We start from the raw sequence: 25347 nt of genomic DNA, 5'->3' as shown, positions 1-25347 counted from the left end.
CGGCGGCTTAAAGCGCGAATACGCCCTCGAACGACAGACCGGATGCAATGCGCCAGCATCGCTCCATCAGAGCGCTTTCGATGGGAGTGCGAAGACGCGCCAGTCCGACTGCGGCTTCTGCCGTTTGTTCCAGATGACGAAACTGGAAAGCGTCGCTGCCTGCCGCCACAGGAAGCGCCGAAATCGGCAGAATTGACGCAAGTCGGCCCGCCTTCAATTCCGAATGAAGTAGTTCCAGAGCGTTGCTTTCGAATGGCACGTCGGGCGTGACGCCTGCTTTCTCGAAGGCGAAGTCGATAATCTGGCGGCTGCGCATCGAACGATCGAGCAGGCACAGTGGCAGACTCCCGGCCTGCGCCCACGAACACCGGCTTTTTCCCGGTAATGTGACGCCAGCCGCGCCGACAAGCACGAGCCGTTCGTCATACAGCTTCCTGATCTCGAGCGCGCCTGTGTCGGGAAGCTGGTCGAAATAGATCACGCCAAGATCGATCCGCTGTTCCGCCAGTCCCTGCAGGATATCCCTGTTGGCGGCGACGGTCAGAGAAATATGCAACGCCGGAATGGCCGCACGCAGGCTTTCGACCAGCAACGGAGCAAGCTGCTGTGTCGGCGGCATGACCGCAATGGAGAGGCTGCCGCCTGCGATTTCGTGAGCGAACTTCGCTTCCTGCCGTAGCCCGTCCAGAGCCGACAGGCTTTGGCGCGCCCAGGCGAGCACCCGCTCGCCCTCCGGCGTGAAACCCATGACACGCTGGCGACGCCTGACAATAGTGACGCCAAGTTCATGCTCAAGCTGGCGAATGGCGGAGGACAGGGCTGGCTGAGAGACGCCGCAATGTTCGGCCGCGCGTGAAAAGTGGCGAAACCTGTCGATGGCCACCAGATAGCTCAGTTGCCTGAGGAACATCGTCGGCTTTACTCCCTATCCTCACGTGCGCTGCAGGCGGTCAACGCTTGCTAACAGCCTGTCCGGATGCTGACAAAAAGCAGGGTCTTTGAAGAAGCGTTTGGCGAGGCTGGCCAAAGTCAGACAGACAATCGGCTCCGAGCTGATAGTGGACAAGTCCGAGTGCGGTAAGCATCCGCGGCCCGCGTAAACAGCGTCTGTTGGTCACGATGATGGGGGCGGCAAGAAACCGGTATCAATCGACTGTAGGTCACGGCCTTTGCTGAACGCTGGTGTGGACGGAACGGGACGGTAGCTCGTGTGAAAGCTGGAGCGACGCGTCGGTCCGCTCATAACGTGGCGTCTGCTTGCCGACGCCATGCGAAAAAAAGCGCGCCCAGCGCGCTGACGCCATATCCCCACAACAGCCAGGCCGACGCAACGCGACAGACGCGATCGTCCGTGGAATATAGGCTGCTGAACCAGCGTAATGCTGTCGCGTCGCATAGCATTGCGACCCCGAGCACCACGAGAGCGCCTGAAGGAAGCTGTTCGCGGGTTAGGCCTGCATAGCGTCGGACCGCCCAAATGCAGTAGAGCGCGACGGGGACGGAGGTAAGAAAGCCGACGTCGCCGCGCCACCCGGTTAGACTGCCGGGAAGATAGTGAAGGTATGTGGTTGCCAGACCCCAGAACAGCAGGGCCAAAGCGATACAGATGATGATTTGTCGCCTGTGGAGCATGATGAACCATCCATGTGTAGCGCATGCTACATACATCAAATGTAGCATGCGCTACAATCGGAAAATGTGACCATGGCTGAAATCGGAGACGCAACCGGGGAGCGTGACGCACGCCGCATCGCCCTGACGGACCGCCTCGTTGATCTCGTGTTGCGCGATGGGCTGGGTGCGATGGGGCTGCGCGGCCTTGCAAAGGCGCTCGACACCAGCGACCGGATGCTTCTGTATTATTTCGGGACGAAAGACGCGTTGGTCGTCGCCGTGATCGGCCGCATTGTGGCGCGTTTGCTGGATGCTACGTCCTCTGCCGCCGAGGAGGCGTCGCCGCCCGACGTTTTCCTGCTGCGCGCACTGGCGACGGCGCAGGCGCAGGATATTCGACCGTTCGTGAATGTGCTGTCTGACGTGATCGCGCGCGGCGGGCAGGGAGAGGCGCCCTATGATAGCCTGGCGCCCGATCTGGTGGCGCGCTGGCTCGATTTTATTCGGGTGTGCGTGATCGGCGCCGATGAGGATCCGAGCGTGGCTCCCGCCATTCTGGCCATCGTCGAGGGCGTCGCGCTGCTGGAGCGGGCGAACCCCGGTTCCGCCGCGCTTGTAGGACCGAAACTTGCGGCGGCGCTGGCCACCGAGCGGCAGCGCCCGAAAACTTGAAATTTTTTGCAGCTTCTTCCTAAATTCACTCTCCTGGAGCAGACGCCCATCCGCTCCCGTTTCAGCACCGCCTAAACGTCCGTAGAAGAAGACGAAGCAGGGAGAGACGCAGTGCCTCAGGTTTCAGAAACCGTCGTCAACGAACTCGCGCCGACCGGGACGCTTCGCGTCGCCATCAATCTCGGCAATCCGGTGCTTGCGCAAAAAGACGCAGCAACGGGCGTGCTTGGCGGCGTTTCGGTGGATCTGGCGCGTGACGTTGCGCGCCAATTGGGTGTCGATGTGACGTTTGAGGCGTTCGACGGTGCTGGCAAGGTCGTCGACGCGGTGAAGACCGGCAGGCTCGACCTGATGTTTCTTGCCATCGATCCCCTTCGCGCGGAGGAAATCCTCTACACGGCGCCATATGTCGTCATCGAGGGCACGTATATCGTGCGCGAAGATTCCCCGCTGCACGACATCGCCGATTTCGATCACGAAGACGTCCGGATCGCCGTCGGCAAGGGAGCTGCGTATGACCTGTATCTCAGCCGCGCGCTGAAATACGCGGCGCTGGAACGTGCGCCGACCTCTCCTGCAGCCATCGAGCTTTTTGTCGACAGACGTCTGGAGGCGGCGGCGGGCGTACGACAGCCGTTGCAGGCGTACGCCGCTGAACACCCGGGCTTTCGGGTGATCGAGGGGCGTTTCACCGCCATCGAGCAGGCCGTAGGGACGCCACAGGGGCGGGACGCCGCACGTGCATGGCTGCAGACGTTCATCGAGGAAGCGAAGGCGAGCGGTTTCGTGGCGGAGGCCCTGGCGCGCAGCGGGCAGACGGCCGCTACGGTGGCGGCGCCAGCCAGGGACTGGCCGAGCTTCTGAGGGCGTCTGCTTCTGGACCGAAACTCCGGGACGTGTGACCCTGCGTCAGGCAGGGGCGCCGCTTCGGCGAAGGGGGTTGCATGAGCATTGCGAATTATGCGGTTCACGCGCGTCCATCCCGTGGACGTCTGTTCCCGGAGGCCGAGTCGCCGACCCGCTCTCCGTGGCAGCGCGATCGCGACAGGGTGGTGCACTCATCCGGCTTTCGGCGCCTCCAGTACAAGACACAGGTGTTCATCAACCACGAGGGCGATTTCTTTCGCACGCGCCTGACTCACTCCCTTGAGGTCGCGCAGATCGCGCGATCAATGGCCCGTCATCTGGCGGTCGATGAAGACGTGACGGAAGCCGTCGCTCTCGCGCATGATCTCGGCCATACCCCGTTCGGTCACGCAGGGGAAGACGCTCTGGCGGAGGCGATGGCGCAGTGGGGTGGTTTCGATCACAACACGCAGGCGATGCGTCAGGTTACGGTTCTTGAGCGACGGTATCTCGACTTCGACGGGCTCAACCTGACCTGGGAAACGCTGGAAGGGCTCGCCAAACATAACGGCCCGGTCGATTCTCCTTCCGGGTGGCTGCGCGATTACGATGCGGCGCATCCGTTACAACTGGATCAGTTCGCGTCCGTTGAAGCACAGCTCGCCGCGCTGGCTGACGATATCGCCTATCACGGGCATGATCTCGACGATGGCGTGAGGTCGGGTCTGCTCTCGCTCGACGATCTGGCGGACGTGCCCATTGTGGGCGAGGCTCTGGCGGAGGCGCGCAGACGCGTCGACACAACGCCGCCCGGTCGGGAGACTGCGTTCGGCGTCGCGGGTATGGGCGACGCGCCGCAGTTGCGTCGGGCGCGCGCGATCGATCGGGATCAGCGTTTGCGCCATGAGACGGTGCGTCGGGTGATCAATGTTCTGGCGAGCGATGTGCTGGAGCAGACCCGGCTGAATCTCGGGCGGCTGGAGCCGCGCTCTGCTGACGACGTTCGCCGGGCTGACCGATCGATGGTGGCGTTCAGTCCTAGGATTGCAGACGCCAACGCGGCGATCAGGGAGTTTCTCTTCGCCCGGCTTTATCGCCACTGGAAAGTCAATCGTATGACACACAAGGCGCGGCGCGTCACGAAGGAGCTGTTCGCTACGCTCAGCGAATCTCCGGCCCTGCTGCCCGATGAGTGGCGTGCGCTGGCGGGGGCGGACAAGACCGTGCAAATGCGGGTGGTGGCCGACTATCTGGCGTCGATGACTGATCGTTTTGCGATGGAGGAACACCGACGGCTGACGGATCTTTCCGTCGCAGAGTGAATCTGGCGCTGCGTTCAGTGGGCGTTGCGAAGGCGGTTCGCTGAACTTGCAGCCTCGATTGCAAACGCTCTTTCTATTCCCGTCGCGCGAGGCCTGATCTTTGGACCCGCGCCGGTCAAGCAGCCGTCGGTTTGACAGCGCCCGTTTGCTTCACAGAAGGCCCAGCCGGCCCAGTTCGCGGCTTAATGAAGCCGGGAGCTGCGCGAACGCGCGGGTCTCGAGATCACGCGGCGCGTCCTTGGGATCGAGATATCGCCAGCCCTGAAATGGCCGTGCGGGGCGCGGCTCCACAGGCACGATCGTGTCGTCGAGCAGAATGAGTGTGCCGCTGGAGCCGTCGGGGCGTTCGACGCTTTCAATGTCAAGAATGCGTTGCCGGCACAGGACCAGTCCCGTGATCACGCGGTAGATCGACCCCCCGGCGAGGATCTCCTCGCGCCGGCGTGGAGCAGAACGCGTGCGGACGACCGGCGGTCCACCGGCGTCGCGTTGCAATCGTTCGAGATGCTCGAGGCTTTCTGCGCCGACAGCGAGTTTGATCAGATGAAGCAATGCGTAACGGACTCCGAACTTCGGCTTCTAGAGAGAAAACGAGCATTTCACCCGGTCAGACAGAATTATCTGATCGAACAAAAGCAGTCAGGAAAACAAAAAACGGTCCCTCGTCCGTGAGCCGATGCGAACGCACGGGGACTTGTGGGCATGATCAGCCCGCGATTTCAAGGCGCGCTGCGAAGACTCACGGCGGTGCGCCGAGTTAATGAGACGAAAGACAGGCGTCACCCCACAAAAAGAGCCCGACCAGCGCTACGGCCGATCGGGCTCTTTTTGTGGGGTGACTCCCGGACGTGGAATCAGCGCCCGGGAGTCATGCGTCGTGTGGGCGTGAATCAGGCGACGCGAGCGTCGTCCTGACTTTCGGCGATCTGATAGGATCCTGCGCCAAGCATCTCGATCTCGACCATACGCGTCACGGCAGCGGAGTTGGCGACGCCGAGAACGACGACAGCCGCGCCGTTCGTCCAGCGCGCCGTCGGGCCCTCGTAACCATGCCAGCCGTCGTGCTCGCCCGGCGCAAGATGACTGGTGAGAACCTCACGGCTGCGCGCGGAGGTGATGGCGATGTCGCCCACCAGTACGCCGAGGTCGCGGCGATCGTCACAGAACGGCCCCGTGACAATGGACGGACGGAAGGTGCGGCTCGCGATTTGGACCGTTTCGACCTCGGCCGGAACCATGAAGCTATATACGTTGCCGGTTTGCCGAACCGGGCGAATCTCGCGCCCGTCTTCAGTGACAAGGCGGAGCGCCGGATCGGATGTCGAAGCGCCTGTCTGAGGCGCTTCCGGCAGGCCAAGCTCATCGGCGCGCTCGTTCAGACGCTTCCAGATCGGTTCCACGGTTTCACGGTCCGTCACCAGCGGCGCTGCGGCGTCCTGTTCCCAGCTTTTGCCGCTGGAGATCACCATGCCGCCTGCGAAATGCGGACGCATGGCTCGGATGACCGAGTTCTGAAAAGTGCCGCGGTTGCCGGTGTCGAGGTAGCTTTCCGTCGGCAGGCCATTGGAAAGGATCACGCCGTGATCGGCGAGTTCCACGTGGTAGTAGTCATACTCCGTGATCGAACGCTCGATGGACACGGAGCGGCCGTTCACCAACATGCGCACGGGCACGAAACCGCCGTCGACGTAAACGCCGTGCTCGGACGTGACCAGCAGGTCCTCCGCAGGCAGACCAGCACCGAAAGCGTTCTTGCCGATACGCACCGGATAGGCGTCCTGATCGAAATCAAGTTCCGCGACGTCCGCGTGCGAACGGCCGAGCCAGGAAAGCGGACGGTAGGCAGTGTCTCCACCGGCCAGAACGGCGATTTCATCGCCCTCGACCAACGTTTCCACCGCCTTCTCGCCCGCCCGGGTCATGATCATGGAGCCGGCGAGAAAACAGCCGTTAACCTGACAGGGATTGTTGGGGTCTACGTAATAGGGAACCGTGCTGCCATTGGGCGGCGCGGTGACCGGGAGCCCGATTGAGCCGCCGGTGACGTTATTGCCGCAGGGGTCTGACGGGTAGCCGTTGACGGGGATTCCTCCCTGAATGTTGCTGCCGCTTCGCAGCACAAGCTGAGAACTGTCCTTGTAGTGCGGCGCGATGCCGATGGAGTTGCCGATTCCGTTCGGAATGTCGCAGGGGACGACAGCAGTGCCCTTCGTGCCAAAATTCGTAATGGTGGCGTTCTGGAGCGATGGATAGGTGAACAGGTTGTCGCCGCCAGCGGAGAGATCTTCGCCCGCCATGTTGGCCTGGTAGGACCATTTGCCGCTGGTGTTGTCGAGCACAAGGATCGATCCCGTCGTGCCCATATCGATCTTGCCCGCGACGCTGGCGTTCGTCTTGATTTCCAGATGCGCGCCGTTGACGTTGATGCCGCCTGTCGAGCCTGAGGAATTGTATTCGCTGGTGACCACAGTTCCAATTTTGGCGTTATCCGGCAGCACGTACCACGCGCCGGGCTTCAGGGTGATCGTGCCGGAATTGGAAGCGAGCACGTAGGGGTCGGTCGGGGTGCCGCTGCCGCTTGTGTAGCTTGCGTACGTCGTGGTGGTGGCCGCGAGGGCGGAATCCGTGTTGAGAGTGCTCGTCTTGGTCATATTCCGATCCCCGTTTTGCCGATTTTGGATTGGCCGGCCTGCCAATCACTGAATGTGTGGCAAAAACAAACATTGTCTCAGGGATGGTGGTCAAGAGAACATTATCGATTAACGTTTTATTTGTGGGATGCCGTTCGCATGCCGATACTGGAGGAAAGTTCTGTGGATATTTTTCAATACAGATATGCGTGACACATATAACGATTATATATTGAAAAATCGCTCCGATCCCGAAAGGCGATTTGCGAGGAGATTAATTGTTTAACGATTTATTTTCTGGTGTTTGTGTTCCAAAAACATTAACAGCCACCTCAGTTACAACGATGCAAGGCCGGGTTGAGGTCGCAGGTGACGCAGGGTTTTAACGGCTGACGTTGCGTCACAGTGCGGGTTCTCCATGCCTTGTTTGGAGTTTAGGTAGATGCGTGAACTGAGTGCCGTTGAGCTTGATACAGTATCGGGTGGCTTCTTTTCTTCCTGCGGTTCCCTCTCGTTTGGGTGCTCGTCCTCGTTCTCGTATTCCTGTGGCTCCTGGTCGTCGTCGTCGTATTCCTGCGGATCTTCCTACAGCAGCAGCCTCAGCTCGCTGATCACCGGGTCTGCGGGTCTGCTGGCCGGCACCTACAACGTGCTTGCCGATCTTGTTAACGGCGCAAGCCTGTCGACCGTCATCTCGGCGATCAACAACATCAGCGCGGACTACAAGATTGGTTATGCCGCCGGGCAGGGCATGACCCTCGCGCAGGCGAACACGTACCTTAACAACACCATCTCAGCCATTCAGAGCGCTCAGGGTTCGACGATCGCTTTCCCGGTCATCTCGACCGGCGGCCTCGGCTGATAAAGAAACAATTACGATTGACGGCGGCAGTTTAGTCGCCGTCCGGTCTCGTGACTCAGCCTCCGACGTCCCCGCAAGGACATCGGAGGCTGAGTCGTTTTTGTTTTTCATTATTCTTTTGATGCGCCATTAGGGATCCTGTCGATCCGCATTGGGGAACCGCCCGCTCTCATGTCGTCTTTATATCGTCAGGAAGCGCTGGACGCTCGCAGGCAGGCCTGGCTCGGGCGCGTGCAGGCTGCGCAACCCATTTCGATTCGGGTTGTGTGCTGGGTGACGTTGTTCCTCGTAGCGCTCACGGTCGTGTATGTCCGGTTCGGAGTTTATACTCGCCGCGTCCACGCGACAGGCCTCATGCTTCCGCCCACAGGTCTGATCACGATCGACGCGTCCAGCGCTGGCGTCATCACTGAGAGACTGGCCGAAGAGGGGATGCGCGTCACACACGGACAGAAGCTGTTCGTCGTCGATCTGGACGCAAAAACCTCCAGCGGACGCACGCAGGAGCAGATTCTCGCCGAATTGCGCCGCCAGCGCGCATTGCTGGTGAAACAGAAGGACATCCGAACGGACGACGCGCCGGTCGAGAAGCAGGCTCTGGTGAATCAGATTCGCAATCTTCAGCAACAGCACACGCTGATTGGTCAGCAACTCGCCAATGATGCGAAGGTGCTGCCGGTCGTCGAAGCTGCGGTCAACCGGATGCGCGCGGCGGAGACGGCTCATCTCGTGACTGAAACGCAGTTCCAGAGCCAGCTTTATACATACGCGCAACTTCTTGGCACGCACGCGCAGTTTCTACAGAACTTCACCGACGCCGAGGGCAAGATCGCCGACAACACGTCGAAACTGATCCGATATGACAGGACGACGGCGCACGACATCAATGACCTCGATCGCCAGATTGCACAGATCGACCAGCAGATCGACGAAAGCGAAGGACATCGGGAGAACGTCGTCGTCGCGCCTGAAGACGGTATTCTGACCGCGATCCGCGCAAACCTGGGTGAGCAGGTCAACGCGGGAGCGCCGTTAGTGACGTTGCTGCCGACCGGTCGTTCTCTTGACGCCGAACTGTATGTCACCAGCGCGTCCATAGGCTTTTTGCATGAAGGGGAGCGGGTGCTTCTTCGCTACGCCGCCTTCCCGTACCAGCGTTTTGGCCTTCACAAGGGCACCGTGACCGAGATCACGCGGGCGCCGGTCTCAGCCTCAAGTCCGTCGCAGGCGCAAGGCCAGACGCCGGGGCAGACCGACGCCGCCAAAAGCGAGAAGAGCGATGGCTCCTCCAGCGTTTACCGTATTCGTGTTCGACCGGACGAGCCCTATATCATAGCCTACGGCAAGCAGAAGCAGCTTGAGGCCGGGATGGAAGTGGAGGCGGATATCGCTATCGACTCTCGTCCCCTCTACCGGTGGATATTCGACCCGGTCATCAGCATGCGTGACAGTATGAGCGCCATCAGCGGGGGGCTTGCCGAACGATGAGCGACGCGTTCGATTCCCTCCAGTTCGGTTTTGGCAAGTCGACGCCGGTCATCCTGCAGGTAGAGGCTGCAGAATGCGGTCTGGCGTGTCTGGCTATGATCATGGGCTACCACGGGCATCCCATCGATCTCGCCACGCTGCGGCGGCGCTACTCGGTTTCGATCAAAGGCGTCACGTTGCGCAGCCTTGTCCAGATTGCGGACATGTCCGGTTTTTCGACGCGCGCGGTGCGTCTGGAAATGGACGATCTTCGAAATCTTCGCCTGCCCTGCGTGCTGCACTGGGGCATGAATCACTTTGTCGTCCTGACGGCGATCAAGGGCGACCAGATCACGATCAACGACCCGGCCGTCGGGCGGCGAACGTTGCCACTGGACGCCGTGTCGCGCGAATTTACCGGCGTTGCGCTCGAAGTTACTCCGAATGAAACGTTCGAGCGCAAGGACGAACGCGAAACCATTCGCCTGCGTGATCTTTTCCGCCATGTCGGCGGTCTGCGCGGCGCGCTGACCGGGCTGTTCATGCTCTCGCTGGGACTGGAAGTGATTTCGCTGATCACGCCGATGATCTCGCAGGTCGTGATCGACGAAGTCATCGTCACGTCAGATTACGATCTTCTCAAAACGATCGCGTTCGGTCTGGGCCTTTTGCTGCTTCTGCAGATGTTCATCGGCTCCGTGCGGACATGGGCGGTCACGCTGCTTGGCACGCGCGTGGGGCTCGACTGGAACACCAGCCTGTTCGATCACCTGACCCGCCTGCCGCTCGATTATTTCGGCAAGCGTCATGTGGGAGACATCCTGTCGCGGTTCGGCTCTCTTGGGACCATCCAGCAGACGCTGACCACCGACATGGTGCAGACCGTCATGGACGGGATCATGGCGATCGGTATGGGAATCATGCTGTTCCTCTACGGTGGCTGGCTTGGGCTGGTCGCCTGCGTTGCGACCGTGCTCGACATCATCCTGCGACTGGTCACCTACCGTATCTACCGGGAGGCGTCGGAGGAGCAGATCGTCGTCAACGCACGACAGCAGACCCATTTCATCGAGACCCTGCGCGGCATCGCCAGCGTCAAGTTGCTGGGGCTCAGGGAGCGGCGGCGCAGCACGTGGCTCAATCTGGTCATCGAGAGCATCAACATTCGTCTGCGCCTGCAACGGTTCGATCTGATCTACGGGCGGCTTGGCGATTTCATCTTCGGCGCGGATCGGCTCATCATGATGGTGCTGGGCGCGCGGGCGGTGATGACCGGGTCCATGTCGGTCGGTATGCTCGTCGCGTTCCTGTCTTATAAGGACCAGTTTGCGAGCCGCATCGGCGCCCTGATCAACACGGGCTTCAAGCTGCGTATGCTCAATATCCAGAGCGATCGCCTCGCCGATATTGTCATGACTGACCCGGAGCCACTGGCCCATTTCGAACCGGAACTGGCGCCCGGCGCCGGATCTCTGGTCTGCCGTGGCATGTCGGCGCGCTACGCAACGCACGAGCCATGGATATTCCGGGGCGTCGATCTCGACGTGCCTGCGGGCATGAGCGTCGCCATCGTCGGACCTTCGGGTTGCGGCAAGACGACGATGTTGAAAGCGATGATGGGGCTGCTCAAGCTCGACGAAGGTTCGTTGTTTCTCGATGGAACCGACGTCGCGGCTCTGACGCTGGAAGGATACAGACGCCGCATCGCGGGCGTTCTGCAGGACGATGGACTGTTCTCGGGCTCCATCGCCGACAATATCTGCGGTTTTTCGGAGCACCCCGATCAGGAGCTGATGTTGCACTGTGCGGCGCAGGCTGCGATTCTGGACGACATCAAGCGGATGCCGATGGGTTTCGAGACGCTGGTCGGCGATATGGGCGGCGCATTGTCGGGCGGCCAGAAGCAGCGGGTCATTCTTGCCCGTGCGCTCTACACCCGGCCACACATCCTGTTTCTCGACGAAGCGACCAGTCACCTTGACGAGCATACCGAATCGATCGTGGCGGACAGCCTGCGCCGCCTGAATGTCACGCGCGTCATGGTTGCCCATCGCCCGGCGACTATCGCGCATGCGGACTATATCTATTACCTTCAGCCGGGTGGGGCGCTGGTGCTCAAAAAGGCGCCGGAGGTTCACTCGACGCCGAAACCGGTCGCGGCCCCCATGGCGGCGACGATCGGTTATGGCGGCCCGTCCCAATACGGGGGGAACTGGACGCTTCCCTCCGCCTAGCGACGTAAACGCACGGCGTCGCGTTCGCGAGAAAGGAGCGCGCCACAGTGCGTTTTGTGCATAGTTCGGACTGGCAGATCGGCAAGACGTTCGCGTTCGCCGGAGACGAGGCGCTGCACGCGCTGCAGGCGGAGCGAATACAGGTCATCCGCAGGCTCGGGCATCTCGCCCGCAAGGAAGGCGCGGCCACGATTCTTGTCGCGGGCGACGTGTATGATCACGAGAGTCCGTCGGATAAGACGTTGCGGCAGCCGCTTGAGCGGATGCGTGACTTCCCCGACATCCAGTGGCGGCTGATCCCCGGCAACCATGACGCGCATCTGCCGAACGGCGTATGGAGCCGCCTCCTGAAGGCCGGGTTGCCCGACAACGTCACGGCGCATCTCGAGCCCGTGCCGACGCCGATGAACGCGGAGGAAACTGCGTGGCTGCTGCCGGGCGTGCTGACGCGACGCCACACCATGACCGACACGACGGCATGGATGGACGGCGCGGCGACGCCCGAAGGCGCGATGCGGATCGGGCTCGCCCACGGCTCCGTGAGAGGCTTCAGCTCTGACCCGTCGCAGCAGACCAATCCCGTGGCGCCGGATCGGCCGGACAAGGCTGGGCTCTCCTATCTCGCGCTTGGGGACTGGCACGGTTTCAACCGGATCGGACCGCGTTGCGCCTATTCCGGCTCGCCTGAGTGCGACCGCTTTGACACCGGCGGCGCGGGTGGGGGCGAGTCCCTGATCGTCACGGTCGATGCGCCGGGCGCTCCGCCGGAGATTGAGCGTCATGTCACCGGCCGCTTTCTGTGGCGTGAGGTTTCGGCGACGCTGAGTTCCCTTGAGGATGTGCGGGCCCTGGAGGATCGCCTGCGCGCGATAGATCCCGACGAACCGAGCCGCGTTCTGGCGCGTCTGAAGGCGGACGGCGTTCTGCCGCTGTCGGCGATGGCCGTATTCGAAGAGAGCATTCTGGGCGCCGTGGCTTCAGCGTTGCTGCTGCTGCGCGTCGACCAGACGCCCGAAACGACGGCCACAGAGGGTGACCTCAGCGTATTCGAAGGCGCAGGCGCGATCAGCGAGGCGGCGGCGCGGCTTACGGCGCTTGCGGCGTCCGGGGGGCCGGACCAGAAACACGCGTTGCCGGCGTTGCGACGGCTCGCGGCGTTGTGGCGGCAGGAGAGCGGGGCGTGAGCGGCATGATTCTCACGGCGCTTGAGGTCGAGCAGTTTCGCCGTTTTTCGACACGCCACCGTCTGGATGGGCTGGGGCCGGGGCTGAATGTCCTCGCGGCGCCTAACGAATCCGGGAAGTCGACCATGCTGAAGGCGCTGGAGGCGCTGTTCACGGTCCGACATGGTTCGAAGGCGCAGACAGTCAAGGATTTCGCGCCTTATGACGGCGGATCGCCACTGGTCAGCGCGGAGTTCTTGCTTGATGGCGCCGCCTTGCGCATGGAGAAGCGCTTTCTCGGGCGCAGCCATGCGCGTCTGCTGGAAGGGGGCCGCACGCTTGAGGGCGACGACGCTGAGAACCGTCTGCAGGCTCTGATCGAGCCGGATGTCAGTAAACGCGGCGAGGCCGGGGTCATGCTCGGGGCGCTTTGGGTCGCCCAGGGGGAGAGTTTTTCACAACCGACGCTTTCGGACGCCAACAAGCTGACGTTACGCGATTACCTTGGCGCCGATCTTGGCGACGCCGTCGGTGGTGCGGATGCGGCGCGGGTTTTGAAAAGAATAGCCATAGATCTTGGTGAATTACTTGACGGTCGTGGAAAGCCCAAAGGGCGTTTTTTAACCACCATCGAAGGGGAAGCCGCGGCTGAGGCACGTCTTGTCGAATTGAACGCCAAGCGGGCCACGCTGGCTGAAGATATTGCGACGCTTGAGCAGACGCGCCGCGAACTGGCCGTGGCGAGCGACGCGGGGCGACGGGAAGTCGAGCGGGCGGAACTGGCGGCGGCGCAGGCTGCGAAAGAGGAACTGGGGCGTTTTGACCGGCGGCGAGCCGAGACGGCGCTTGCCGCTGGAGAGGCTGAACGACTGACGCTGGGGCTGCGGGAGGAACGAAAACGCAGGGCGGACCGTCGCGTTCGCCTCATGTCTCTCACCAGTGATTCCGAGCGGGCGCGGGAGGCGGCGGAGGCGGCGACGCTGCGGCGTGGACGCGCGGATGCGGAACTGGCCAGAAAGCGCACAGCGATGACCGAAGCGGAAAAGGTCGTGGCGCTGACGACGGCGCGCGTGAAGGACGCCGAGCGCGGCGTCGAAAGATTACGCGTGCTGGGCGAACGCGCCATGACGCTCCGTCAGGTCGCTCGACTGGAAGAAGCGTTACACCGGCAGGAAACTGCACGCGGGGCGCTGGAAGCGATCCGGGTCGATGACGCCGCTCAACGCAGGGCGGAGACCGCCGAGCGCGCGCGCGCCGCCGCCGCCGCTGCGTTGATGGCGCAGGCGACCGGGCTTGAGATCGCGCTGGAGGCTGGCGCGCTGGATCGCGTGACGCTGAACGGCGCGCTGCTGGCAAGCGGTCGTCACGATTTGCTTGAACCGGCGGAGCTCAGGATCGAAGGCGTGGGCGTGTTTCGCATCACACCGGCGGCGCGCGAGATGACGGCGGGCATGGAGGCGCTGCACCGAGCAGAGGCGGAACTGTCGGCGGCGCTCGCCGCCGTGGATTGCAGCGACATGCACCAGCTTCACGCGGAAGCGGAAAGACGTCGGCAAGCGCAGGCGACGCTTGCATCTGCGCGCGCGACGCTCGACGCGGTGCTTTCGGATGGCGGGGGAAAGGGCAAGGCGAACGCCGAAGGGACGCTCTCCGCCTTGCGCCAGCGCATCGCGGTCTGTGACGCTGAACTGGAGCGTCTCCACGCCCGATCGGCCAATGCTGCGACCGACGCTTCCAATGTCGGCCGTGAACCAGATGCTTCGGAGATTCAGGCGGCGCGCCTCGCTCTGGATGATGCGCAGCAGGCTCATCTGCGCGCCGAGCAGGCGGTCGCGGCCGCGCGCAACGACATGCTGGAGCCCGATGGCGCGCAGCGTCTGGCCGAAAGCGTGCTGGCCGAGACGCAGACGGAGCTGCGCCTGATCCTGGAGCAGTGCGAACGGCTGCGCGTCGAGGAAGAGGCGGCGCGGGCGCAGGAACCGGACGAGGCCCTGGCCGCGCGGCTGGATGTGGCGGAACGCGCGCTCGACCAGGCGGAGCGCGCCGCCGCGCGGGTGGAACAGGAAAGACCAGAGTCGAACGAGGCTCAACTCGACGCCAGAATTCACAGGTTGAACGTGCGGATCGAGGGCGGTCGAGAGCGACTGTCGCAGTTGCAGCAGGAATGCGCGGCAGGAGAAGCTCGCGTGCAGGCGGCGGAGGGGCTGGGACTGGATGAGGAGATCGCCGCCACCGAGCGCGAGGTGTCCCGGTGCCGCGGCGCAAAGGAAGCATGCGAACGGGAAGTCGCGATTCTGACCCTCTTGCGCCGTACGTTGCAGGAGGTCGAACAGGAGACGGTAGAGCGATATCTGGCGCCGCTGACCGGCGCGATACAGCCTTCTCTGGACATGCTGTTTCCGCGTTCGCGGGTTCAGGTGAACACCAAGTTCGAGCTGACCGGCGTCAGCCGCTGGCGCGAGGATGAACCGCTGGAGTTTCTGTCGGACGGCACGCGCGAGCAGATCGCCGTGCTGGTTCGACTGGGTCTCGCGGAACTGTTGCGCGCGCGTGGTCGTCCGGCGATGCTGGTTCTGGACGATGCGCTGGTGTTCTCCGATGCTGGCCGTTTGTCGACGATGTTCGATATTCTGGCGGAAGCGTCGGAGAGAATGCAGATCATTGTAATGACGTGCCGCGCCGAAGCTTTCGCCATGTTGCCCGGGCGGCGGCTGCGGTTGCAGGCGGTCTCGGGCGGCTGACGCCGCAGTTCGGGGCACGCGTTGGGGGGATCGAACGACGCCTCGGACGCATGCGCGACTTTGGTTTGCATCGCCTGTCCGGGACGCAATCAGGTGTGCGCCGAGCGGTCTTTTTCTCCGTTGGAACGCGCCTCATCCGCGATGTCGCCAACACGTAGCGGCAATCGTAGCGCGGCCAGGACCGTGAGAGCCTGAAGGCCGCAAAGCAATACGAAGGCTCCGGTAAAGGCGTTTGAAACCACGTGATTCGTGCTGTTCTGTCCCAGTTTCCATGACAGGAATGACGCGCAGAGCGTCGTCATCGTGGGACCGCCCAGACGTTGCACGATGTTGGCGGAGGTCGTCGCCATGGGCAGATCCTGTCTCCTGACCGAGGCGTAGGCGGCCGTCACCGATGGCAAGCCGATCACCCCCATGCCCATTCCGCGAACGAAGAGGGACGGCAGAAGAACAAAAAGACTGAGCCCTCGGGAAGAAAGATACAGAAGCGGCAAAGTGGCGGCTAGCGTCAGTAGCGCGCCTCCTGAGGACACGCGGCAGACGCCGAACCTGTCCACCAGCGCTCCGACCAACGGGACGGTGGCCATCATGCCAAGCCCGAGCGGCGCAAGCATCCACCCCATTTCGCTGGGCGCCCGGCCACACGCTTGAATCAGAAACGCCGGAATAAGCATCTGACCGGAGAACATGGCGCCGTTTGACAGGAACTGCGTGGTGGTGGCGGTTGCAAAAACTCTTTCTCTAAAAAGGCGAAGATCGACCAATGCGTCGTCGCCTTTTCGTCTGGCGCTCAAGATGAACGCCACCATCATCAGGGCGCCGGCGGCAAGGCTCGCGCTGCCCGTCGTCTGGTTCATACGCTCCATGCCATAGAGGAACAGCGCCAGCCCGGGAGAAAGCAGCACCAGCCCGGTCCAGTCCAGCTTTCGCCTTGCCGACGCAGTGTGGTTTTCGGGCAGGATCAAAAACGCCAACATGATAGCGAGCGCCCCAACGGGAAGATTGACCAGAAAAAGCCAGCGCCAGGAAGCATGTTGCAGGATTGATCCCGCGATCACCGGGCCGAGGACAGGCGCCAGCAACACTGGCAGCATTGCGTAGCCCGCAACGCGCGTCATGTGTTTGCCCGCAGCCTGCGCGACCATCATCTGCGCCATAGGCGCCAGCAAACCGCCGCTCAGACCCTGTAGCGCGCGGAATCCGATTAGTGAAGGCGCGGACCAGGCGAGACCGCAGAGCGCCGAGGACAAGGTGAATGACGCAAGGCACCAGAGATACAGCCTCTTCGCGCCGACACGGTCCACCAGCCAGCCGTTCAACGGCAAGGCCAGCGTGAGCGCCAGGAGATAGCCACTTGTGACCCACTGGATCGTCGAGAGCCCGGCGCCGAGATCGGTCGCCAGATTTGAAAGGGAAACATTAACAATCGTTGCATCAAGTTGTGAGAGCAGGGCGCCGAACAGCGCAACCGCACAAATTCTCCAGGCCGCTGGATCAAGCCGGTCATCGTCCGGGGCAGTCATTGCGAGAGCGCTTTCATCGCCGAACAAGCGTACGCTGCGCTGCTGCAATCACCGTATGAGCGCAGGGAACCGGCAAAGCGCCGGAGCGTCGGGCGGCGGCGATTCATAAGCAGTCTGAAGCGGATTTTGCTGAGTGCATAGGCGTCCATTCATTTGTTCGGCTGCAGATTCTCGCATAGGTTGACGCGTTCGAAGCGTGGTTCAGGACTCTCCGATCCGTCTGATGAGCGGGATCGCAGTTGCAAGAGCCTGTAACTCTTCAGCGTCGAGATTTGAGGCCGCCGCCGTCAGCCAGTCACGTTTGGCGATTTGACGACGGCGCCTGACCTCAACCCCTTTCTCAGTCAGGACGAACAGAACCTGCCGCCCGTCCGTAGGGTGCGGCTGGCGGCGGATCATGCCTTCATGCTCAAGGCTCGCGAGGATGCTTCCCATCGATTGAGGTTTCATCGATTCAACCCGCGCAAGTTCGGCGGTCGTCATGGGACCGCCGTGTTCGATGCGGGCGAGGACGCTTGTTTGCGACAGGTTCAATGCGCTTGGATTGGCCTCCGAGCGCAGTCGGCGCAAAAGCTGTCCGATCGCGAGCGTGAGGTCGCCGACGACTGTTTCCAGCGAGGAATCGGTGGAGCGGTTCATGATAGGCATAATTGCATTTGGAAGGTAAACTTGCAAGGTAAACTGTCAAATATGCCTTTAAATATGAAATGCGATGCTTCGCTCGATGACGCAGGAGCGTGGTGCGCGCCGATCTCGATTACCCTACGGTTGGCGATGGCGTAGACACGCCAGTCGCCAGTTGAACGCTAGGGATTTCTATTTCGTCGTTGCCGCTGAGCGGCGAAAGCGGCGGTACGTGAAACGCATGGGCAGTTCGTCAAAACGGGGAAGAGACCCTGTCCTGGCCAGCCTGAACCAGCCGCTCCCTAAATCATCTGCCCCCCGGAAATCTCGATGCGCTGGGCGTTGATCCAGCGATTATCTTCCGTCAGCAGCGCCGCCACGGCCGGGCCGATATCGTCGGGTACGCCTACGCGGCCGAGGGCGGTTGCGCTGGCGACGAAGTCGTTGATCTGCCTGTTGTCCCGCACGGAGCCGCCCGCGAAATCGGTCTCGATCGCTCCCGGTGCGATGGTGTTCACCGCGATACCGCGCGGGCCAAGTTCCTTTGCCAGATAGCGTGTCAGCACCTCGACCGCGCCTTTCATGGCGGCATACGCGGCGTAGCCCGGCAGGGAGAAGCGCGTCAGTCCGGTGGACAGGTTTACGATCCGTCCGCCGTCGGCCAGAAGCGGCAAGAGTGTCTGTGTCAGGAAGAAAACGCCCTTGAAGTGAATGTTCATCAGCCGGTCGAAATCGGCTTCCGTCGTTTTCTCGAACGGCGCGTTGATGCCAATGCCAGCATTGTTGACGAGGAAGTCAAAACTGGTGCGGCCCCATTTCGTCGAGAGCGTGTGCTCGAGTTCTGCGGCGAACGCAGCGAAGCCTGCGGCATTGGCGGTGTCGAGCGGAAACATCGCTGCATTGCGTCCGAGAGCCTGAATGGCAGCCATCGTGGCTTCCGCTTCTGCTTTATTGCTGTGATACGCGCCAATAACGTCCACGCCCTTGTGTGCGAGCGCTATGGCCATGCTGCGCCCCAGTCCACGGCTGGCGCCGGTTACCAATGCGACTTTCTGTCCGGTTGGCGTCATTTGCTTTTCTCTTTCGGTGTCCAATTGCTTCTGACTTTGTTCGGACTATCGCTTTTTATTTTTAAGATAATCATCCAATATTCGGGATCACTATCCGAAAGTGGCGAATAATGGATCGTATCGACGCCATGCGACTGTTCGCGCGAGTGGTTGAGCGGGGGAGCTTCGTTCGCGCGGCGGAAGACCTCGGACTGCCCGCCTCGACGGCGACTGACGCCGTCAAGCAGCTTGAGGCGCGGCTTGGGGTGCGGCTGCTCCAGCGTACGACGCGTCAGGTGCGCGCGACGCTCGATGGAGAGGCATATTACCGGCGCTGCCTCACAATCCTTGATGATATCGAAGAGGCTGAAAGCGCGTTCAGTGGCGCGCGGCCGCGCGGTCTGCTTCGCGTCGGCGTTCAGGGCGCGCAGGCGCGTCGTTTGATCGTGCCGACCCTCCAGCGCTTCTTCAGCGAATATCCTGATATGGAATTGTACTTGGGCGAAACGGACCGTTTCGTAGATCTCGTGCGTGAAGGCGTGGATTGCGTGTTGCGTACAGGAGAGTTGAAGGAGAGTGATCTTGCTGCCAGACGCATTGCCCTTCTGCCCGAAGTGACTGTCGCATCGCCGCGTTATTTGGAGCGTTTTGGCGTTCCCTCAAGGTGGGACATGCTGGACGGGCATCAGATGATCGGTTTCCGCTCGTCCGCGATTGGCGGCGTTCTTCCGCTTGAATTTATGGTGAATGGCGCCTGCAAGACGGTGACGCTGCCATCCGTCCTGACAGTGAATGGAGCCGACACATATCGGGCGGCTGCCATGGAAGGGTTGGGCCTGATTCAGATTCCCCGTTATTCCGTAGAAAAAAATCTGGCCGACGGTGTATTCGTGGAATGCCTGCCCGAGACGCCGCCCTCATCCACGCCAGTTTATGCGATATATCCGCGCAGCCGACAGCTGAGCCTCAGGGTTCGCGTTTTTATCGACTGGGTTGCCGCTGAGTATGGCAGGCAGCTCGCTCCCGGTGCGTGAGCGCGAAGACCTGAACGAGGCACTCGCGGTCTCAAAACATTGCAAGAGCTATGTGTCTGACGGCGCTCATAACCGGAGGTTAAAGCTCCCGCATTCAGGGGAAGAATGAACCTGCGCGACTGACCAGACAGAGGCAGGTCCTTGGATAAATTTCTTATGAATTTATGTGCTGATCGCATGCGATGCGGAAAAGGCAAGGCGGTAAAATCCGCTACTTAAACGCTCGATTTCTTCTGAGAGAAATTGGAGCGGGCGAAGGGATTCGAACCCTCGACCCCAACCTTGGCAAGGTTGTGCTCTACCCCTGAGCTACGCCCGCATCCTTGGGTGAGCGGTCGTTTAGAATAGTCTCGAGAGGGACGCAAGAGGCGGCGGCGCAGTTTCTTTCAAAAATATCGCCGCCCCCGATTTTTCTGAGGCTTTTCCTAGATTCCCGGCAGCTCGTTCGCGGTGACCACGCGCCATGCCGCGTCGTGCCGTTCGAGAATCGTGAGGGACAGATTCTGGATGGAGAAGTGGAGGGCGGTATCGGCATGGACGCGCAGCGCGTGCGAGAGCGCCGCGCGGATCGCGCCGCCGTGACTGACCAGCACCATGTCGCGTCTGGCGTTCCGGTCGGCGAGCCTGTCGAGCGTCGCTCCGACGCGTGCGCAGACATCGACCATGCTCTCCCCGCCCGGCGGTCGTTCGACGGCCGACGTCGACCAGAACCTGTGCGCGGGCAATGTCAGCCGCTCCGGCAGGTCCTGATGCGACAGGCCCTGCCATTCGCCCAGTTCCTGCTCCAGAATACCGGGTTCGATCGTGATGGCGCGCTCGCCGTAACCAGCGGCCTGCACGGTTTCAGCCGTCTGGAGCGCTCTGGACAGTGGAGAGGAATACCACAGCGCGTCCTGAGGCAGTCGCCGGGCGAGGGCCTCATACATCGGCTGTTGCGCCACCAGGCTGTCCGGGCATAGCGGCACGTCCATCGCGCCATAAAGCAGCGCTCTGGCGTTCTGCTCCACCAGCGCGTGGCGGATCAGCCAGAAGCGGGTGACGCCCGGCTCCAGCTTTGGCGCGTCCAGAAAATGGCCGTGGTTCTTCTGTCCCTCCGGCAGGGAAGCGCCCGTCTGTCCGGTCATCAGGTCTCTCTCCATAATCCTCAGCGTATCAGGAGAGGGTAACGGCGCGTTGCGCCGGAGCATAGCCGGGGGAGGGGTTCGCGGCGACGATACGTGACCAGTGTCGACGGATAAGCCCGATTTTGGCGATGACGGTGCGGGCGTCCGCGATCTCTCGCGCCATGCGTCGGTCGATCCCGAGTCCTTCGTGGGACGGTTCGCCCGATACGAGCCTTGCGCCCGCTGATAGCCGGAGCGCCCCGGCGGGCGCGTCTCCGAGGGCTGCGTCCGGCGTGGCGACGGGTTGTCCGATATGACACTGTCGCGCGGCGAGGCCGGACAGCCGCTCGGGCTCGTCTGGCGCGAACGCCGGGCTGAGATCGGCGTTCAGCCAGTGGTAAACGCGCCGGGCGTTCGCAACGTCGAGCGGTTTAAACGGCGCGCTCGCGTCCTGAGCGTCTGGTTGATCCGGCGCCTTGACCTGAAAGCACAGGATGGTCGCCAGATCGTCCCACTGATCAGGAATGCCGGGGCGGTTAAGCGCAGGCGGAGGGACGAGGCGCACGTCTGGGGATTCTTCGATCGCGGCGCGCGCGGCGTCGAGGAACAGCGTCAGACGGCGGCGCGCTTCGGCGGCCGGGACAGCTTTAAACGCGGCCATCTCTGCTATGGCCGCGCTCCAGCGCAGGATCAGACCGTGATTTGCATGCTTCGACAGCGATGAAGCGGCGGCGCAGTCCGGCCATTCGATATGGCTGGCGTAGGACGCCAGTCCTTCTGGCAACGGCGGCCTGTCGAGCCTCGTCCGCCATTGTTTCGGCAGCAGCAGCGCGCCACAGAAAGGCGGCCCGGTCATGAATTTCGACCCGGTGATCATGACGGCTCGACCTGCTGCGACCCAACTCCCGATGCGTTCGGGCATCAGACGGGCCTGACAGGCGTCGACGACGACGTCGAACAGATCCCCGAACGTCCGTGACAGTCGGTCCAGCGTCGCCTCGTCGGGCGCTTTCAGGCCGGTCTTTGACAGGTCGAGCTGGTGCAACAGGACCCTGCGCCCTCTGGCGACTGCTTCGCGAGTCAGTCGTTCGCAGCGTTCGGCGACCTGTTCCGCGGGGATGCATGCGCCGCTCGCGTCGCGTAGGGCGACCGTAAGGACCTCGACGGCGGGTTCTTCGGGTGACATGATCGTAGAGGCAAAGCCTGCAACAGGCTCGCCTTTTTCGACGGCGGCGCCCTGCGCCGTGTCGAGGGCGAAATGACGTCCTGCGGCTGCGAGCGGAACTCCGCTCCCGGTCTCTTCCGGGGCGATCAGGATGTTGGTCACCGGCTTGTGGTCGCTCGCGCGCATTGCGATCGCCAGAGCGGCCAGTTCGCAGTCTGTGCCCGAGGGCGACAGGATGACGTCGGCGCCGGCGGGCAGGTCGTAATATGACGCCAGATAAACGCGCGTTTGAGTGGCGAGATCCGACAGGGTCGCGTCCGCCCGGTCGTAGAGGAGCGCCTGCTGCAGGTTCAGACGCGCAGTCTCGGCGCCAGCGAAGCCGCGTTCCGAAACCGAAGAGGCTGTGGATGACGCGAAGGTGACGGCCCAGGGGCGGGGGCGATGCGAGCAACCGTAATGGTTGAGGCCGGTCTGCGGGTCGAGTTGAAGGCGTGCGTCGCCGCCGGCGGCCATCAGGGTTTCGGCGGGACCGATCAATGGCCACGACCGTTGCAGCCACGCATGCAGGTCGGTCACGGCGTCCGCAGTCAGGTGGTCCGGCGTTTGCGACGTGATTGCCAAATCCTGCGAGAGAAAGCTGCGCAGGCTGCGCCAGATGAACGCAAGAACCGGCTCGTCCGGGGGCGCGTCTCCGACGAGAGGCGTGAGCCACCCGGACCAGACGTCGCTTGCGTGTGATCGAGGGCGTTCTTCGGCTTCGGAGGCGTCAAGACGGAGGAAAAGCACAGCGACGCGCGCGGCGGCAAAGCTGGCGCGGATCATGGTGCGTTGCGTCAACCGTCTGTCTGCGTCCGACAGCAGCGCCGCGAGTTCGAGGGCGTGGCGGAGCGTAAACGCCTGCCGACGAGCGCTCGCGGCGCAGACGGCGCCGCCGATCGCGATGTTCAGCGCGCTATCGAGACGAAAGGGGAGGTCGAGCGTGGGTTCGAGTCTGACCTGACGCTTTCGGGCGATAACCGCGAGATCGGGGCGTTCAAGCGCTGCAAGCAGCGCGTTGGTTTGATGGTCCGCAAGCATAGTGGAGTTCATCTACCATTAAGCGACGCTCAACCCTGACATATAATTGGTTAATGGAACAGAAGTGTGCCCGTCGCACTTGCTGCAGGGCTGGAATGGCCGTAACTTTGAAGATGCAACAAGGCGGCTTTTCAGACGCTGGGTATGACTGCGGAGACTGAATGCGTATTCTGTTGACTGGCGGCTGCGGGTTCATTGGATCGGCCGTCGTGCGCCACCTGATTGGCGCCACAGCGCATCAGGTTCTCAATGTCGACGCAATGACCTATGCGGCGTCATCCGAGACGGTCGAAGCGGTCGCCGGATCGGACCGGTACCGCTTCGCCCATGTCGATATCGCTGACGGCGCCGCGCTTGACGGTCTGTTCACGTCGTTCCAGCCGGATGCGGTGATGCATCTGGCTGCGGAGAGCCATGTGGACAGGTCGATCGACGGTCCCGGCGTCTTCATCCAGACCAACGTCGTTGGCACATACGCGCTCCTCGAATCCGCCCGGAAATACTGGAGTGCGCTTTCTGCCGAGGGACGGAAGACGTTCCGCTTCCATCATATCTCCACGGACGAGGTGTTTGGCGCCCTGGAGCACGGTGATCCGCCATTTACGGAAACCACCCCTTACGATCCGCGTAGTCCGTATTCGGCGTCCAAGGCTGCTTCCGATCATCTGGTGCGCGCGTGGTTCCACACTTACGGTCTGCCGACTTTCGTGACCAACACGACGAATAATTACGGCGTCTGGCATTTTCCCGAGAAGCTCATTCCGCTGGTGACCATTAACGCCATCGAGGGGAAGGAGTTGCCGGTCTACGGCAAGGGCGACAACATCCGCGACTGGCTGTTCGTCGAGGACCATGCCGAGGCGCTGGTCAAGGCCGTGGAGCACGGCGAGCCCGGCGAAACATACGCGATTGGCGCACGGCAACCGCGCACCAATCTGGACGTGGTCAAGACGATCTGCTCAGTCCTTGACGAGCTTGCGCCGGACGCGGCGGGACCGCGCGAGCGCCTGATCCGTTACGTTGCGGATCGCCCGGGTCATGATTTCAAATACGAAATCGATCCTACGCACGCGGAAACGGCTCTGGGCTGGAAAGCGAAGCACGATTTCGAGTCCGGCATTCGCCGCACGGTCCAATGGTATCTGGACAACCGTATCTGGTGGGAGGCGATCCGCGCCCGGCGCTACACCGGCCAACGCCTGGGCCAAGGTTAACGCCTCTGCCCCTCAACCGCGACGTCAAGGTAAATCAGGCATGACCATTCACCAGCAACCCCCTGTACAGACCAAAATGAAGGGCATCCTGCTGGCAGGCGGCTCTGGCACTCGCCTGTATCCGATGACGCTGGCCGCGAGCAAACAGCTTCTCCCGGTTTACGACAAGCCGATGGTCTATTACCCGCTGACTACGCTCATGCTCGCGGGCATTCGCGATATCATGATCATTTCGACGCCGGCCGACCTGCCGCAGTTCAAGCGCCTGCTTGGCGACGGTTCACAATTCGGCGTCACCTTCGAATACCGGGAACAGGCCAGCCCTGACGGGATTGCGCAGGCGTTCTTGATCGCTGGGGACTGGCTGGACGGCTGTCCCTGCGGCCTTGCGCTTGGCGATAATCTCATTTTCGCCGACCACCTGTCGGTTTCGCTACGCGCAGCGGCCACCAGACCTGAAGGCGCGACGGTGTTCGCGTATCAGGTGCGCGATCCAGAGCGTTACGGTGTCGTATCATTCGACGAAACGGGGCGCGCGCTGTCGGTCGAAGAGAAGCCCACCAATCCGCAGTCGAACTGGGCCATCACGGGTCTCTATTTCTACGATCATCGCGTGCTCGATTTTGCGAAGGCGGTGAAACCTTCTCCGCGCGGCGAACTGGAAATCACTGACCTGAATCGCTTCTATCTGGAAGAGGGGTCGCTGCGCGTAGATCGTCTGGGGCGCGGTTGCGCGTGGCTGGACGCAGGATTGCCGGAAAGCCTCATGCAGGCTGGGCAATTCGTGCACACCATTCAGGCGCGTCAGGGGATGCTGGTGGGCTCGCCTGAAGAAGTCGCGTTCCGGATGGGATACATATCGGCGGACCAACTGCGAACGCAGGCGGGTCGCATGGGAAAAACGGAACTCGGCCGCCTGCTGCGTGAGTTGGCGAATCACGCCTGACCGGTCGCGTGTCGTAACGAATCTTGTGGTCGTCAGCGCAGATTGAGGCGTTGGCCAGGAA

20 protein-coding genes and 1 tRNA gene are annotated in these 25347 nt (G+C 62.1%); 11 read left to right on the top strand and 10 right to left on the bottom strand.

Going from position 1 to position 25347, the window contains the following annotated elements:
- Positions 1–7: 7 nt before the first annotated feature.
- Positions 8–910 (bottom strand): LysR family transcriptional regulator, encoded by a 903-nt coding sequence (locus J2D73_RS02955; RefSeq protein ID WP_207879190.1) that lies wholly within the window; start codon positions 908–910, stop codon positions 8–10.
- 329 nt (positions 911–1239) lie between these two features.
- Entirely contained in the window at positions 1240–1632 is a 393-nt protein-coding gene (locus tag J2D73_RS02950; protein ID WP_207879188.1) for a DUF5367 family protein, read from the bottom strand.
- 72 nt (positions 1633–1704) lie between these two features.
- Between J2D73_RS02950 and J2D73_RS02945 the strand changes: the two genes are divergently transcribed.
- The 3 genes from J2D73_RS02945 (at position 1705) to J2D73_RS02935 (ending at position 4454) form a co-directional block, all read left to right on the top strand.
- On the top strand, positions 1705–2286 hold the full coding sequence (locus J2D73_RS02945; protein WP_207879186.1) for a TetR/AcrR family transcriptional regulator: 582 nt from the start codon (positions 1705–1707) through the stop codon (positions 2284–2286).
- 111 nt (positions 2287–2397) lie between these two features.
- The gene (locus tag J2D73_RS02940) at positions 2398–3150 is read left to right on the top strand and encodes a transporter substrate-binding domain-containing protein (protein WP_207879184.1); all 753 of its coding nucleotides are present in this window, start codon (positions 2398–2400) and stop codon (positions 3148–3150) included.
- Positions 3151–3230: 80 nt separating this feature from the next.
- Positions 3231–4454, top strand: a complete 1224-nt coding sequence (locus J2D73_RS02935; protein ID WP_207879182.1) for a deoxyguanosinetriphosphate triphosphohydrolase — start codon at positions 3231–3233, stop codon at positions 4452–4454.
- Positions 4455–4604: 150 nt separating this feature from the next.
- Here J2D73_RS02935 and J2D73_RS02930 read toward each other — a convergent pair whose 3' ends face one another.
- Both J2D73_RS02930 and J2D73_RS02925 read right to left on the bottom strand, forming a co-directional pair.
- Positions 4605–5006, bottom strand: coding sequence for a DUF1489 family protein (locus tag J2D73_RS02930; RefSeq protein ID WP_207879180.1), 402 nt, complete (start codon positions 5004–5006; stop codon positions 4605–4607).
- Between the two features lie 338 nt (positions 5007–5344).
- A complete protein-coding gene (locus J2D73_RS02925; RefSeq protein ID WP_207879178.1) occupies positions 5345–7105 on the bottom strand; it encodes a Hint domain-containing protein in 1761 nt (586 codons plus the stop codon).
- Between the two features lie 421 nt (positions 7106–7526).
- Here J2D73_RS02925 and J2D73_RS02920 point away from each other — a divergent pair, with 421 nt between their 5' ends.
- The 5 genes from J2D73_RS02920 to J2D73_RS02900 all read left to right on the top strand — a co-directional run bounded on the left by J2D73_RS02920 (position 7527) and on the right by J2D73_RS02900 (position 15551).
- The gene (locus J2D73_RS02920; RefSeq protein ID WP_207879176.1) at positions 7527–7946 is read left to right on the top strand and encodes a hypothetical protein; all 420 of its coding nucleotides are present in this window, start codon (positions 7527–7529) and stop codon (positions 7944–7946) included.
- 171 nt (positions 7947–8117) lie between these two features.
- A complete protein-coding gene (locus J2D73_RS02915; RefSeq protein WP_207879174.1) occupies positions 8118–9434 on the top strand; it encodes an HlyD family secretion protein in 1317 nt (438 codons plus the stop codon).
- Positions 9431–11647, top strand: a complete 2217-nt coding sequence (locus J2D73_RS02910; protein ID WP_207879172.1) for a peptidase domain-containing ABC transporter — start codon at positions 9431–9433, stop codon at positions 11645–11647. The genes J2D73_RS02915 and J2D73_RS02910 overlap by 4 nt, the downstream gene beginning before the upstream one ends.
- A gap of 47 nt (positions 11648–11694) precedes the next feature.
- A complete protein-coding gene (locus J2D73_RS02905; protein WP_207879170.1) occupies positions 11695–12831 on the top strand; it encodes a metallophosphoesterase in 1137 nt (378 codons plus the stop codon).
- Positions 12832–12836: 5 nt separating this feature from the next.
- On the top strand, positions 12837–15551 hold the full coding sequence (locus J2D73_RS02900; RefSeq protein WP_243429596.1) for an AAA family ATPase: 2715 nt from the start codon (positions 12837–12839) through the stop codon (positions 15549–15551).
- Positions 15552–15640: 89 nt separating this feature from the next.
- Here the strand turns inward: J2D73_RS02900 and J2D73_RS02895 are convergent, their stop codons facing one another.
- The 3 genes from J2D73_RS02895 to J2D73_RS02885 all read right to left on the bottom strand — a co-directional run bounded on the left by J2D73_RS02895 (position 15641) and on the right by J2D73_RS02885 (position 18768).
- On the bottom strand, positions 15641–17074 hold the full coding sequence (locus J2D73_RS02895; RefSeq protein WP_207879168.1) for a DHA2 family efflux MFS transporter permease subunit: 1434 nt from the start codon (positions 17072–17074) through the stop codon (positions 15641–15643).
- A gap of 201 nt (positions 17075–17275) precedes the next feature.
- Complete coding sequence (locus tag J2D73_RS02890; RefSeq protein WP_207879167.1) at positions 17276–17713, bottom strand: MarR family winged helix-turn-helix transcriptional regulator; 438 nt, start codon at positions 17711–17713, stop codon at positions 17276–17278.
- Between the two features lie 287 nt (positions 17714–18000).
- Positions 18001–18768 (bottom strand): SDR family oxidoreductase, encoded by a 768-nt coding sequence (locus tag J2D73_RS02885; protein WP_207879166.1) that lies wholly within the window; start codon positions 18766–18768, stop codon positions 18001–18003.
- 110 nt (positions 18769–18878) lie between these two features.
- Between J2D73_RS02885 and J2D73_RS02880 the strand changes: the two genes are divergently transcribed.
- A complete protein-coding gene (locus tag J2D73_RS02880; protein ID WP_207879165.1) occupies positions 18879–19781 on the top strand; it encodes a LysR family transcriptional regulator in 903 nt (300 codons plus the stop codon).
- 244 nt (positions 19782–20025) lie between these two features.
- Here J2D73_RS02880 and J2D73_RS02875 read toward each other — a convergent pair.
- The 3 genes from J2D73_RS02875 to J2D73_RS02865 form a co-directional block, all read right to left on the bottom strand.
- Positions 20026–20100: transfer RNA gene (locus tag J2D73_RS02875), tRNA-Gly, on the bottom strand.
- 106 nt (positions 20101–20206) lie between these two features.
- A complete protein-coding gene (locus J2D73_RS02870) occupies positions 20207–20905 on the bottom strand; it encodes a histidine phosphatase family protein (protein WP_207879164.1) in 699 nt (232 codons plus the stop codon).
- A 28-nt stretch (positions 20906–20933) separates the two neighbouring features.
- Positions 20934–23126: a hypothetical protein gene (locus tag J2D73_RS02865; protein WP_207879163.1), complete on the bottom strand. Its 2193-nt coding sequence runs from the start codon at positions 23124–23126 to the stop codon at positions 20934–20936.
- Positions 23127–23287: 161 nt separating this feature from the next.
- Here J2D73_RS02865 and rfbB point away from each other — a divergent pair, with 161 nt between their 5' ends.
- Both rfbB and rfbA read left to right on the top strand, forming a co-directional pair.
- Positions 23288–24340: a dTDP-glucose 4,6-dehydratase gene (gene rfbB, locus J2D73_RS02860; protein WP_207879161.1), complete on the top strand. Its 1053-nt coding sequence runs from the start codon at positions 23288–23290 to the stop codon at positions 24338–24340.
- A gap of 76 nt (positions 24341–24416) precedes the next feature.
- Positions 24417–25286: a glucose-1-phosphate thymidylyltransferase RfbA gene (rfbA, locus tag J2D73_RS02855; protein WP_207879259.1), complete on the top strand. Its 870-nt coding sequence runs from the start codon at positions 24417–24419 to the stop codon at positions 25284–25286.
- The last annotated feature ends 61 nt before the right edge of the window (positions 25287–25347 follow it).

Origin of the sequence: Acetobacter sacchari (genome assembly GCF_017377715.1) — a bacterium.
Classification (GTDB): domain Bacteria; phylum Pseudomonadota; class Alphaproteobacteria; order Acetobacterales; family Acetobacteraceae; genus Acetobacter; species Acetobacter sacchari.
The sequence above is the reverse complement of the archived record's forward strand: the minus strand, read 5'-3'. Positions and strand labels throughout refer to the sequence as shown.

Excerpts from the sequence above, each read along its gene's own strand:
- J2D73_RS02920 (WP_207879176.1), top strand. The coding sequence starts at position 7,527 with ATGCGTGAACTGAGTGCCGTTGAGCTTGATACAGTATCGGGTGGCTTC.
- J2D73_RS02935 (WP_207879182.1), top strand. The coding sequence starts at position 3,231 with ATGAGCATTGCGAATTATGCGGTTCACGCGCGTCCATCCCGTGGACGT.
- J2D73_RS02880 (WP_207879165.1), top strand. The coding sequence starts at position 18,879 with ATGGATCGTATCGACGCCATGCGACTGTTCGCGCGAGTGGTTGAGCGG.
- rfbB (WP_207879161.1), top strand. The coding sequence starts at position 23,288 with ATGCGTATTCTGTTGACTGGCGGCTGCGGGTTCATTGGATCGGCCGTC.
- J2D73_RS02945 (WP_207879186.1), top strand. The coding sequence starts at position 1,705 with ATGGCTGAAATCGGAGACGCAACCGGGGAGCGTGACGCACGCCGCATC.
- rfbA (WP_207879259.1), top strand. The coding sequence starts at position 24,417 with ATGAAGGGCATCCTGCTGGCAGGCGGCTCTGGCACTCGCCTGTATCCG.
- J2D73_RS02915 (WP_207879174.1), top strand. The coding sequence starts at position 8,118 with ATGTCGTCTTTATATCGTCAGGAAGCGCTGGACGCTCGCAGGCAGGCC.
- J2D73_RS02895 (WP_207879168.1), bottom strand. The coding sequence starts at position 17,074 with ATGACTGCCCCGGACGATGACCGGCTTGATCCAGCGGCCTGGAGAATT.
- J2D73_RS02890 (WP_207879167.1), bottom strand. The coding sequence starts at position 17,713 with ATGAACCGCTCCACCGATTCCTCGCTGGAAACAGTCGTCGGCGACCTC.
- J2D73_RS02950 (WP_207879188.1), bottom strand. The coding sequence starts at position 1,632 with ATGCTCCACAGGCGACAAATCATCATCTGTATCGCTTTGGCCCTGCTG.
- J2D73_RS02885 (WP_207879166.1), bottom strand. The coding sequence starts at position 18,768 with ATGACGCCAACCGGACAGAAAGTCGCATTGGTAACCGGCGCCAGCCGT.
- J2D73_RS02925 (WP_207879178.1), bottom strand. The coding sequence starts at position 7,105 with ATGACCAAGACGAGCACTCTCAACACGGATTCCGCCCTCGCGGCCACC.
- J2D73_RS02910 (WP_207879172.1), top strand. The coding sequence starts at position 9,431 with ATGAGCGACGCGTTCGATTCCCTCCAGTTCGGTTTTGGCAAGTCGACG.
- J2D73_RS02870 (WP_207879164.1), bottom strand. The coding sequence starts at position 20,905 with ATGACCGGACAGACGGGCGCTTCCCTGCCGGAGGGACAGAAGAACCAC.
- J2D73_RS02900 (WP_243429596.1), top strand. The coding sequence starts at position 12,837 with ATGATTCTCACGGCGCTTGAGGTCGAGCAGTTTCGCCGTTTTTCGACA.
- J2D73_RS02955 (WP_207879190.1), bottom strand. The coding sequence starts at position 910 with ATGTTCCTCAGGCAACTGAGCTATCTGGTGGCCATCGACAGGTTTCGC.
- J2D73_RS02865 (WP_207879163.1), bottom strand. The coding sequence starts at position 23,126 with ATGCTTGCGGACCATCAAACCAACGCGCTGCTTGCAGCGCTTGAACGC.